The organism is Streptomyces longisporoflavus (genome assembly GCF_014649775.1).
Taxonomy (GTDB): Bacteria; Actinomycetota; Actinomycetes; order Streptomycetales; family Streptomycetaceae; genus Streptomyces; species Streptomyces longisporoflavus.
Map to the genome: position 1 here is coordinate 1 of NZ_BMTR01000067.1, position 11,231 is coordinate 11,231.

Annotated in this window: 9 protein-coding genes; 4 read left to right on the forward strand and 5 right to left on the reverse strand. The window is 71.0% G+C overall.

The annotated features are described in order from the left end of the window. The 5 genes from IE226_RS42785 to IE226_RS42805 all read right to left on the reverse strand — a co-directional run. On the reverse strand, positions 1 to 1,698 hold a 1,698-nt coding region (locus IE226_RS42785), incomplete at its 3' end, for a type I polyketide synthase (protein ID WP_373307122.1). 44 nt (positions 1,699 to 1,742) lie between these two features. Continuing rightward, positions 1,743 to 4,853, reverse strand: coding sequence for a type I polyketide synthase (locus IE226_RS42790; RefSeq protein ID WP_190086946.1), 3,111 nt, complete (start codon positions 4,851 to 4,853; stop codon positions 1,743 to 1,745). Positions 4,854 to 4,926: 73 nt separating this feature from the next. Then, positions 4,927 to 5,661, reverse strand: a complete 735-nt coding sequence (locus IE226_RS42795) for a thioesterase II family protein (protein WP_190086947.1) — start codon at positions 5,659 to 5,661, stop codon at positions 4,927 to 4,929. Further along, positions 5,658 to 6,908, reverse strand: a complete 1,251-nt coding sequence (locus IE226_RS42800) for a cytochrome P450 (protein WP_190086948.1) — start codon at positions 6,906 to 6,908, stop codon at positions 5,658 to 5,660. The genes IE226_RS42795 and IE226_RS42800 overlap by 4 nt, the downstream gene beginning before the upstream one ends. Next, positions 6,905 to 7,219: a phosphopantetheine-binding protein gene (locus tag IE226_RS42805; protein ID WP_190086949.1), complete on the reverse strand. Its 315-nt coding sequence runs from the start codon at positions 7,217 to 7,219 to the stop codon at positions 6,905 to 6,907. The genes IE226_RS42800 and IE226_RS42805 overlap by 4 nt, the downstream gene beginning before the upstream one ends. Positions 7,220 to 7,622: 403 nt before the next feature. Here IE226_RS42805 and IE226_RS42810 point away from each other — a divergent pair, with 403 nt between their 5' ends. From IE226_RS42810 to IE226_RS42825, 4 genes are all read left to right on the forward strand, one after another. After that, positions 7,623 to 9,149, forward strand: coding sequence for an FAD-dependent monooxygenase (locus IE226_RS42810; RefSeq protein ID WP_190086950.1), 1,527 nt, complete (start codon positions 7,623 to 7,625; stop codon positions 9,147 to 9,149). Between the two features lie 217 nt (positions 9,150 to 9,366). After that, positions 9,367 to 9,885, forward strand: coding sequence for a toxin-antitoxin system HicB family antitoxin (locus IE226_RS42815; protein ID WP_190086951.1), 519 nt, complete (start codon positions 9,367 to 9,369; stop codon positions 9,883 to 9,885). Positions 9,886 to 10,000: 115 nt separating this feature from the next. Further along, positions 10,001 to 10,843: a DUF4097 family beta strand repeat-containing protein gene (locus tag IE226_RS42820; protein ID WP_190086952.1), complete on the forward strand. Its 843-nt coding sequence runs from the start codon at positions 10,001 to 10,003 to the stop codon at positions 10,841 to 10,843. A 91-nt stretch (positions 10,844 to 10,934) separates the two neighbouring features. Continuing rightward, the coding region (locus IE226_RS42825) for an ATP-binding cassette domain-containing protein (protein WP_190086953.1) at positions 10,935 to 11,231 on the forward strand (297 nt) is incomplete at its 3' end.

The following is an 11,231-nucleotide window of genomic DNA, read 5'->3' on the forward strand; positions in this document are numbered from 1 at the left end:
CAGCTCCCCCGCGACACCACGCACCACCGCGGCACTCTCCGCGCCATCACTCAACGCGCCCAGTGAAGCCAAGAGTTCGTCCCGGCCGTGCCCCAGCACCACCGCGCGATGCTCGAACCGCGTGCGGCTCGACACCAGCGACGCTCCCACGTCGGCGACGTCAACGCCCGGGTCAGCGGCGGCGAACTCGCGCAGCCTGTAAGCCTGTTGCTCAAGCGCGGCCTCGCTCTTGCCCGACAGCAGCCACGGCACAACTCCCCCGGCGACGTCTGCGTCGGAAGTGCCGGCGTCTGCCTGGCTCTCGGCAGGCGCCTCCTCCAGGATCACGTGCGCGTTGGTGCCGCTGATGCCGAACGACGACACACCGGCCCGGCGCGGGCCCTCGTTCTTACGGGACCACTCGCGCCCGTCCACAAGGAGTTCGACCCCGCCGGACGACCAGTCCACGTGGGGCGAGGGCGCGTTCACGTGCAAGGTCTTCGGCAGGTACTGATGGCGCATCGCCATGATCATCTTGATGATGCCGCCGACACCCGCGGCGGCCTGTGTGTGACCGATGTTGGACTTCAGCGAACCCAGCCACAGCGGACTGCCGGCGTCCCGCTCCTGGCCATAGGTGGCGAGCAGGGCCTCCACCTCGATGGGGTCGCCCAGCATCGTCCCGGTGCCGTGCGCCTCCACCGCGTCGACGCCGTCGGCCGAGAGCCCGGCGTCGGCCAGGGCCGCCCGGATCACGCGCTGCTGTGCCAGTTCGTTCGGTGCGGTGAGGCCGTTGGACGCGCCGTCCTGGTTCACCGCCGAGCCGCGTATGACCGCCCAGATGCGGCGCCCGTTGCGCCGCGCGTCCGAGAGCCGCTCAAGGACCAAGACGCCCGCGCCCTCCGCGAAGCCCGTACCGTCCGCCGCCTCCGCGAACGCCTTGCACCGCCCGTCCACCGACAGACCCCGCTGCCGGGCGAACTCCACGAGGAGTCCCGGTGTCTGAAGCGTCGACACCCCGCCGGCGAGGGCGAGGGTGCTCTCCCCCGAACGCAGTGACCGCATGGCCTGGTGGACCGTCACCAGCGAGGACGAGCACGCGGTGTCGACCGACACCGCGGGGCCCTCAAGGCCGAGCGCGTACGCCACCCGGCCCGATGCCACGCTGGCGTATGTCCCGGTGAGCGCGAATCCCTCCGCCTCGCCGGCTGCCTCGCCGCCCATGCGCGGGCCGTAGTCGACGGCGTAGAGCCCGGTGAACACGCCGGTCGCCGAGCCCCGCAGCCCTGCCGGGTCGATGCCCGCCCGCTCCAGCGCTTCCCACGACGTCTCCAGCATCAGGCGCTGCTGCGGGTCCATCGCCTGGGCCTCGCGCGGGCTGATGCCGAAGAACGGCGCGTCGAACTCGGGCAGGTCATGCAGAAATCCGCCCGAGCGCGTGTACGTCTTGCCGCGTGCCTCGGGATCGGGGTCGTACAGCGCCTCGATGTCCCATCCGCGGTCCTGCGGAAATTCGCTGATCGCGTCCACACCGTCGGACACGACGTCCCACAGTCCTTCGGGAGACGTCACCCCGCCGGGGAAGCGACATCCCACACCCACGACCGCGATGGGCTCGCGAGCGGACTCCTCCAGCTCGCGCACCCGCTCGCGGAGCTCCTGCGCGTCGCCGACGGCGCGTCGCAAGTAGGACCGGAGCTTGTCGACATCCTCCACCAGGGCCTCCCCCAACAGTTACCAAGAAGCAAGAAGTACGGGCGCGGCTACACGTATCCGCGGTCGATCAATGCGTACAAATCGTCGTCACTACCGCTTTCCTGGCCCTCTGGCACCTCTTGGCTCTCTTGCGCCACCGCTCCCGCTTCCGCGGGCACCTCGGACACCTGGAGCACCTCAGGCGCCTCGGGCTCGACGAGGGAGAAGATGTGCTGGGCGAGCGTCCGCGGAGTGGGGTAGGTGAACGCGACGGTGGCCGAGAGCCGCACTCCGGCCGCCGACTTGAGCCGGTTGCGCAGTGCCACGGCCGTCGAGGAGTCGAAGCCGAGGCCCTTGAAGGTCTCGGTCGACCTCGCCGCGAGGTCGGCGCCCGTCAGGGCCACGCCGTTGGCGTTCAGGAGCGCTGCCGCCTCGGTGCACACGAGGGTGAGGACCGCCGCTTGCGAGCTCAGGTCCGCTGCCGTGGCGTTCGGGCCCTGCCCGGCCGGGCCGTCGGCGGTGTCGTCGGGCGCCGTGAGCCAGTACCGCTGCCGCTGGAACGCGTAGGTCGGCAGGTCGATCCGGCGCGGCCCGGCCGCGTCGAACGCCGGCTGCCAGTTCACCGGCAGACCGCGTACGTGCAGTTCGGCGAGGGATGCCAGGATCTTGCCCGCGCTGCCGTCCTTCTTGTGCAGGGTGCTGGTCACGACCGGCGGGGTGGCCAGGGCGTCGGCGGCCTCCTCCATCGCCACCGCGAGCACGGGATGCGGGCTGACTTCCATGAAGACCCCGCCGCGGTCGCGCATCATGTTGGCGACGACCTCGCCGAAACGGACCATGTGGCGCAGGTTGGAGTACCAGTACGCGGTGTCGAGGGTGCGGGTGTCGAGGACGCCGCCGGTGACCGTGGAGTGGAACTCCACCGCCGTTTCGCGGGGGGTGATGTCCCCGATGACCTCGAAGAAGCGGTCGCGGACGGGTTCGACGTACGAGGAGTGCGAGGCGAAGGCCGTCTTGACGCGCCGTGCCCGCAGGCCCTCCTCGGTCGCCATCGCGGCGAACTGGTCGAGGGCCTCGGCGTCACCGGCGATGACCACGGACGACGGTCCGTTGATCACGGCGATGGAGAGCCGCCCGGACCACTGGCTGAGGCGGTCCTCGACCCACTGGGGGGAGGCGGCCACGGAGCACAGGCCGCCCGTTTCGAGGAGTCCGATCGTGATCTGGCTGCGCAGGGCGACGAGCCTGGCCGCGTCTTCGAGCGAGAGTGCTCCCGCCACGCAGGCCGCGGCGATCTCGCCCTGCGAGTGGCCCACCACGGCGTCGGGGACGACTCCGAGCGAGCGCCAGACCCGTGCGAGCGACACCATCATCGCGAACAGCGCCGGCTGGAGGACGTCGAGGCGTTCGAGGGACTCTGCCGAATCGGCGTCGGTCACCACGTCCACCAGTGACCAGTCCACCCACGGCGCCAGGGCCTGCGCGCACTCGTCGATGGCGCGCGCGAAGACTTCCGACTCGGCGTAGAGCTGTTTGCCCATGGCGATCCACTGCGCGCCCTGGCCGGGGAAGACGAAGACGACCGGGCCCGTGGGCCCCGTGGCCGTGCCGCGGATCGCGCGCGGCGAGTCGCCGCCCGCCGCGAGGAGTTCGAGACCGGCCAGGGCTTCTTCGCGGTCGTCGCCCAGGACGACTGCGCGGTGTTCGAACAGGGATCGTGTCGAGAGCAGCGAGTGGCCGACGTCGGCCGCCGACAGTGCGGTGTCCGCGGCCACGAACTCCCGCAGCCGGGCCGCCTGCTCCTGAAGTGCGGGCCGCGAGTGTGCGGAGAGCACCCAGGGCACTGCTCCGGAGGCGTCCGCGGAGGTCGCTTCCGCCTGCCGCGCGGGCTCGGGGGCCTGTTCGAGGATGACGTGCGCGGTGGTGCCGCCCATGCCGAAGGCGGAGACCCCTGCGCGTCGCGGCCTGCCGGACTCGTTCGTCCAGGGCCGTGCGGTCTTCAGGACCTCGAAGTCCTTCTCGAAGTCGGGGACGGCGGGGTTCGGGGAGCGGAAGTTGAGGCTCGGGACCAGGTGGGCGCGGTCGACGCAGAGGGCCGCCTTCACGAAGCCGACGATTCCGGCGGCGGGCTCCAGGTGTCCGACGTTGGTCTTCACGGAGCCGACGACCAGGGGCCGGCTGCGGCTGCCGGTTTCCCGGATGACGTCGCGCAGGCCGGAGAGCTCCGCGGGGTCGCCGAGTCGGGTGCCAGTGCCGTGGGCTTCCACGTAGTCGATGTCGGCGAAGGGGACGGCGGCGCGGTCGAGGGCGGACAGGACGGCCGCCGCCTGTCCGGCGGGGCTGGGGTCCGGCATGCGGGAGGTCGCTCCGCCGCTGCTGACGCCCCAGCCGCGTACCACCGCGTAGATGCGGTCGCCGTCGGCTTCGGCGAGGTCGAGCCGCTTGAGGACGACGAAGGCGCCGCCCTCTCCGCGGGCGAAGCCGCTGGCCCGCTCGTCGAAGGTGAAGCAGCGGCCGTCGGGCGAGAGGGCGCCCAGGTTCGCCAGGCTGTGTCCGGCCGCGGGGTCGGCGATGAGGTGTACGCCGCCCGCGATGGCCATGTCGACCGCGCCGCCGCGTATCCGGTCGCAGGTCAGGGCGAGGGACACGAGCGAGGACGACTGGCCCGAGTCCGCGCAGAAGCTCATGCCGCGGACGTCGAACAGGCCGGAGATGCGGTTCGCGATGAGCGCGCCGCTGGAGCCGAGCGCGGCGTAGTGGTCGTCCTGGTCGCTGCCGGCCAGCTTGCGCAGCAGTTCGTAGCCCGACGGCGCGGCGCCGACCACGACGTCGATCTCGCGGCCCGCGAGCGCGCTCGCCGGGACGCGGGCGTCTTCGACGGCCTCCCAGGCGAGTTCGAGTCCGAGGCGCTGCACGGGGTCCATGGCGGCCGCTTCCGCCGCGCCGGTGCCGAAGAAGTCCGCGTCGAAGCCGTCGATGGAGTCGAGGTACGAGCCCGTGTTCAGCGTGTCGGCGTCGGGGTGGGAGATGGGCTTGGTGTCGGCCGCCCGGCGTTCGGGGAACGTTCCGACGGTCGACCGCCCCTCGGACAGCAGGCGCCAGAACTCACCCACGTTCTGCACACCGGGGAAGCGGCACGACATCCCGATGACGGCGATGTCGGTGACTGCACCACTCATGCGAATTCCTTCCGGGTTCCTCGGTGTACGGCTCGTGCGGGTGGCTGCACTGCTCGGCGCCGGCGCACCGCGCTCACCGCCGTCTTGTCAGCAGCTTCAGGAGCTCGTCCGGCGCGTTCATGAAGTCGTAGTGGCCGCCGTCGATGACACGGAACTCCACCGAGTCCGCGTACTGACGCCACCCTTCGAGCTCGTCGAGGCTCACGTCGGGGTCGTCGCGCCAGTGCAGTACGACGATGGGGCAGGGCACCGCGACGGGCTCGGCCCGCCGGTACTTGCCTGCGGCGGCATGGTCGCGGAGCAGCACCATCATGCCGACGTCGATCATGTCGGGCCGCGGCTCGATGCCCCGGCCGCGGATGAACGACTCCAGTTCGGCGTGCAGTTCGGGCTCGGTCATGGTGAGCATCCGGTCGCGCGAGGCGTCGTGGGGCGCCGGCTGGCCCGAGACGAAGAGGCGGTCCGGTGTGGGCAGGCCGAGTTCGGCGAGCCGGAGCACGGTCTCGTAGGCGGGCAGTGCTCCCGCGCAGTGCCCGAAGAAGGTGAAGGGCCGGTCGAGCAGTGGCTCCAGGGGGCCGACCAGCTCCGCGGCGAGGTTCTCGTAGGTGCCGTAGTGCGGGTGGCCCAGGCGGTTCTCGCGGCCGGGGAACTGCACCGGGCTGACCTCGACGTCGTCGATGGCGGCCGGCCAGGCGCTGAAGGCCGAGGCCCCGGACCCGGAGAAGGGGAAGCAGAACATCCGGGCGGGGTGCTCGGTCGGCGGCCGGACGAACCACGGCGAGGTGATGGTGGCGGAGCCGGAGGTCATGGCGTCAGTCGTTTCTCGGCGACGATGGGGAGGTGGGTCATGCCGGCGATGAAGTACGACCGCAGGTGCTCCGGTTCGCCGGCGAGGTCGATGGAGCCGAACCGCTGGAGCAGCTCCTCGAAGAAGACGCGCAGGGTCAGCCGGGTCAGCGGCGCACCGATGCAGAAGTGCGGCCCGTACCCGAAGGCGACCTGGCGCTTGGCGTTGCTCCGTGTGATGTCGAAGTCGTGCGGGTCGGTGAACTGGGCGGAGTCCCGGTTGGCCGAGCCGATCCAGGCGACGACCGCGCCGCGGGCCGGGATGGTGCCTCCGGCGATCTCGACGTCGTCGACGGCGTACCGCATGAAGTTGCAGGCAGCCGAGGTCCAGCGCAGGCCTTCCTCGACCAGGTTCGGGATGAGCGTCGGGTCGGCCTGGGCCTTGGCGAACTGCTCGGGCCGCTCGATGAGCGCGTGCACGGTGCCGGAGACGGTGTGCGGCGTGGTGACGTTGGCGCCGAGGAGGATGCTGTAGCCGTCGAGGGCGATCTCCTCGTCGCTCAATGCCTCGCCGCCGGGGCGGACGCTCATGAGGTGCTGGAGGAGGCTGTCGTCCTCGCCTCCGGACGCGCGCCGTTCCTTGACCCAGTCCTTCACGTAGGTGACCAGCTCGTGGTGCGAGATGGCCAGGGTCGCGGCTTCGCTGCCCTGGAGGAAGTGCGGGTCCGAGGGGGCCGTCACCATCGCGGTGAGCTGGACGAGCTCTTCCCAGTCCTTGGCCGGGATACCGAGGAGGGGGCCCGTGACCATGGCAGGGAGCAGCAGCGCCTTCTCGGCGAGGTCAAACGTTTCTCCGTCGAGCGCGGGCTGGAGGAAGCGGGTGACCGTGCCGCGGATGCTGTCCTCCCAGGACTTCACGGCACGCGCGGTGAGCTTGGAGCCCAGCGGCCTGCGGACCTCGGTGTGCCGCGGCGGGTCGGTGGAGGTGAGGAGCACACCGGCGGCGACGTCGTCCGTCCCGAGGTGGGTGGGGACGGTGCCGCGCTCGGAGGTGAACTCGCGGTGGTCGCCGAGTACGCGGCAGACGTCCTCGTAGCGCGTGACCGACCAGAACTCGCGTCCGTCGGGCAGGACTTGGTGGTGCAGGGGCGCCTTCTCCCGCATCACGTCCCAGATGGGGTGCGGGTCGCCCGACGTGTAGAGGTCCAGGTCGAACAGGTCGACGCTGTCGAGGTCGATGTCGCGCCCGGCACCAGGCGTCAACCTCACGCCACTGCCCTCCCCTGCTCGATCAGCTCGGCGACCCGGGCCGGCGTCTGCGCCAGGTAGAAGTCGCGCACGGACAGCTGGACCCCGTAGTCCTGCGCGACCCGGTCGATGATCTTGATGCCGGTCAGCGAGTTGCCGCCGAGCGCGAAGAAGTCGTCGTCCGTACCGACCTCGCTCGCGTTGAGGTGCTCCGCCCACAGCTCCGCGATCTGTTGGGCCAGCGGCACCTGAGTGCCCCCGGCCGCGACCTGTGCTTCTGACGTCTCGTCAAGTCCACCCAGCTGGTGGACGACCTGCGGCGACGAATTCATTGCCAGTCTTTCCTTCCTCCGCCGACCGGGAGTGCCCGCTCGCGTCCTTTTCGGTCCGGCAGCTGTCCCGCCGGCGAGACAAATTCTCTGAATGGCCGAATGGGAGTCTCGCGTGAATTCACGTCCGGTCATACCGGGTCGGTGACCCTCCGGCGCGGTCCCGCCGGTGGGGTTGAGAGTGACCCGGCGACCCCGCATGCTGCCGCCCCCGCAGGCGCCGCGCCCGCCCGGCCGCCGTCCGCTGCCGGCTGCCCGCCGCCCGGCCGGCCGTCCCGCCGGCGGGACAAGGCAAGCCGAAAGCGGCTTGTCCCGTACCGGTCCCGGCATTTATTGACCGGCTCATTCACGTTCCGTGAATGTAAAGGTGATTCAACGACGCTATAGGCGCAGTGGAATGAGCGGAATGAGGGGGCACAACGTGACACACACCGGCATGGACGCGGACGTGGTGATTGCGGGCGCCGGGCCGACGGGCCTGATGCTCGCCTGCGAGCTGCGGCTGGCGGGCGTCGACGTGATCGTGGTCGAGCGGCTCCCGGAGCGCACCGGCGAGTCGCGGGCCGGCGGGATCCACTCCCGCACCCTGGAGGTACTTGACCAGCGCGGCATCCTGGACCGCTTCCTCGCGGTCGGCGAACTGCAGCCGGTGGGCCACTTCTCCGGCCTCTACCTCGACTTCGACGAGTCCGAGTCGCGGCACCCCTATCCGCTGATGATCCTCCAGTCCGCCATCGAGCAGCTCCTGGAGGAGTGGGCCGACGAGCTCGGCGTACGCGTGCGCAGGTCCGCCGAGGTGAGCGGGATCGCGCAGGACGCGACCGGCGTGACGGTAGAACTGCGGACCGGCGACGCGGAATCCGCGACGCTGCGCGCCGGCTATCTCGTGGGCTGCGACGGCGGACGCAGCACGGTCCGCAAGCTGGCGGGCATCGACTTCCCCGGCACGGCGGCGACGATGACCGCGCTGATCGGCGACGTCGAACTCCCCGACCTGCCCGAGGACTACGTCTGGATACGGCGCTGCGAGGGCGGCGACTGGTCGGCGATCGCCTTCGAGCCGGGCTGGTTCCGGGTGATCGCGTCCGACTACGACCTCGTGGCGGACCGCGACGAGGCCCCGACGTTCGAGCAGCTGCGGGACACGCTGATCAAGCTGGCGGGCACGGACTACGGCATGCACAGCCCGCGCTGGGTCTCCCGGTTCAACGACGCCGCACGGCAGGCCGCCCAGTACCGCGACGGCCGGGTGCTGCTCGCGGGCGACGCGGCGCACATCCACTTCCCGGCCGGTGGCCAGGGCCTGAACATGGGCGTGCAGGACGCGGTCAACCTCGGCTGGAAGCTCGCCTCCGTGGTGCGCGGCCAGGCTCCCGAGGCTCTCCTGGACAGCTATCACACCGAGCGCCACGCGGTCGCGGAGCGCGTCCTGAACAACACCCGGGCGCAGTCGGCGCTTGCCCGACCCGGCGCGCAGACCGACGCGCTGCGCGAGGTGTTCGGCTCGCTCATCGTCTTCGACGACGTCAACCGGCATCTGCGCGGCATGCTCACCGCCCTCGACATCCGCTATCCGGTGGACGGCGGCCACCTGCTCGCGGGCCGCAGGGTCCCGGACGCCGACCTCAAGACGGCCGACGGCGACACCCGTGTCTACGAGCTGCTGCACACCGGTCGCCCCGTGCTGCTCGATCTGGGCGGCAGCGCCGAGGTGGCGGCGGTCGCGAAGGGCTGGGCCGATCGCGTCGACTTCGTCGAGGCGCGGAGCGAGGACGATTTCTGGCCCGTCCCCGCCATCGGCGAGATATCCGCTCCCGCCGCGCTCCTGGTCCGCCCCGACGGCCATGTCGCCTGGGCGGCCGACGCCGACGGCGCTCCCGACACTTCCGCGCTCCGGTCCGCGCTCACCACCTGGTTCGGTCCGGCCCGGTAGGGCGAACACCTGCGGTGCCACCTGGCGCCAAGTGATGCCATCTGGCGCCACTTGGCGCCATTCTGCGTCTCCGGGGCCGCGTTAACCCGCATGGCGCCACTCCCAGACGCGCCGAGATCCAGCGTTTCCGCAGGTCAGTCGGGCGCCGCCAGATTGGCCTCCGATGCGGCACCATCCAGGCTTGCGCATGGCGCCATAGTGATGCCATGATGACGTCATGGACCTCACCCCGTATGTCGACACCCTCCGCCGCGAACTCGCGGTGGCCGCCGAAGCCGGCGGGGAAGACGCCCGCGAGCTGGCCGAAAGGCTCACCGCTCCCCTGGAGTCGGCGACGCGCCTGACGCTGCTCAGCGTGCTCTCCGCGGCGATGGGCGAGATCACCAGCGAACTCGCGCCGGGCTCGGTCGACGTACGGCTGCGCGGACTCGACCCCGACTTCGTGGTGACGCTGCCGCCCACGGACAGCGGCGATGCCGCCGAGCCGGCGATGCCCGTCGACACGTTCAAGTCCGCGGCCCCCGCCGAGGGCGACGAGGGCGGCACCGCCCGCGTCAATCTGCGCCTGCCGGCCCACCTCAAGGCGCGCGCCGAGGAGGCCGCATCGCGCGAGGGCCTGTCGGTCAACGCCTGGCTGGTCAGGGCGGTTTCGGCGGCGGTCGACGGCGGCACCCGGCCGCGTTCGGCGGAGAAGACCCAGAACATCGGTCAGAGCTTCACGGGCTGGGTGCGCTGAACCACGCCCCGCCCGCCATGGATTCAGGCACTTCCGGTTTACCGCGGTAAACCACTCCACCCATCACGCCCCTCCCGCAGGGGCGCCTCCCGAAGAGCCAGAGGACGGAACAGCCATGCCTACTTTCGACACTCCCGAAGCGATCTCGGTCACGGCACGCGTGGACGCGGGTTCCATCCAGTTCACCGCGGGCGACCGCGCCGACACCGTCGTCGAGGTGCGCCCCCGCGAGCCGAAGAAGGACCAGGACGTGAAGGCCGCCGACCAGACCGAGGTCACGTACGGGAACGGCGTCCTGCACATCAAGACGCCCAAGCCCGGTCTGTTCGGCCGCACCGGCACCGTCGACGTGACGGTCGAACTGCCCGCGGGCTCGCGCATCGACACGACCGGCGCCTGGACCCAGGTCATCGGCGAGGGCAGGCTCGGCGAGGCCCGCGTCAAGACCTCCTCCGGCGACGTCCGCCTCGACACGACCGGTCCGCTGCATCTGACCGCGTCGCACGGCTCGATCACCGTGGACCGCGTCGAGGGCTCCGCCGAGATCTCCACCAGCTCCGGCAGCCTGCGCGTCGGCTTCGTCGACGGCTCCGCCGTCATGAAGAACTCGCACGGCACCACGACCATCGGCGCCGTTCTCGGCGAGCTGCGGGTGCGGGGCGCCAACGGCGACATCGACATCGCCCGCGTCACCGACTCGGTCACCGCCGTCACCGCCCACGGCACCCTGCGCGTCGGTGAAGTGACGCGCGGCACCGCCCAGTTGGAGACGTCCTTCGGCGCCATCGAGATCGGCGTCAGCGAGGGCACGGCCGCCTGGCTCGACGTCAGCTCAAGCTCCGGCCAGGTGCGCAACTCGCTCACCGCGTCCGAGAGCCCCGAGAAGACCGAGGACTCCGTCAAGATCCGCGCCCGCACCAAGCACGGCAACATCGACATCCGCCGGGCCAAGGTCTGAGCGCCCCTCCGCTCTCCGCACACCGGCCGCGCCCCGCACACCGGCCGCGCTCCCCGCCACTTCAGCCTTCAGCCTTCGAATGGAGGGCCTCATGCCTTCTTCTGTCATGTCCACGCCCAGTCAGCCAGGCGTTCCCGCGTCACCGGTCGCCGTCTCCGCCGTGGATCTGCGCAAGTCGTACGGTGACAAGGTCGTGCTCGACGGCATCGATCTGCACATCCCGGCCGGCTCGATCTTCGCTCTGCTCGGCCCGAACGGCGCCGGCAAGACGACCGCCGTGAAGATCCTCTCCACCCTCATCTCCCCCGACCCGGCCTCCGGCGAGATCCGCGTCGGCGGTCACGACCTGGCCGCCGACCCGCAGGCCGTACGGTCCGCGATCGGTGTC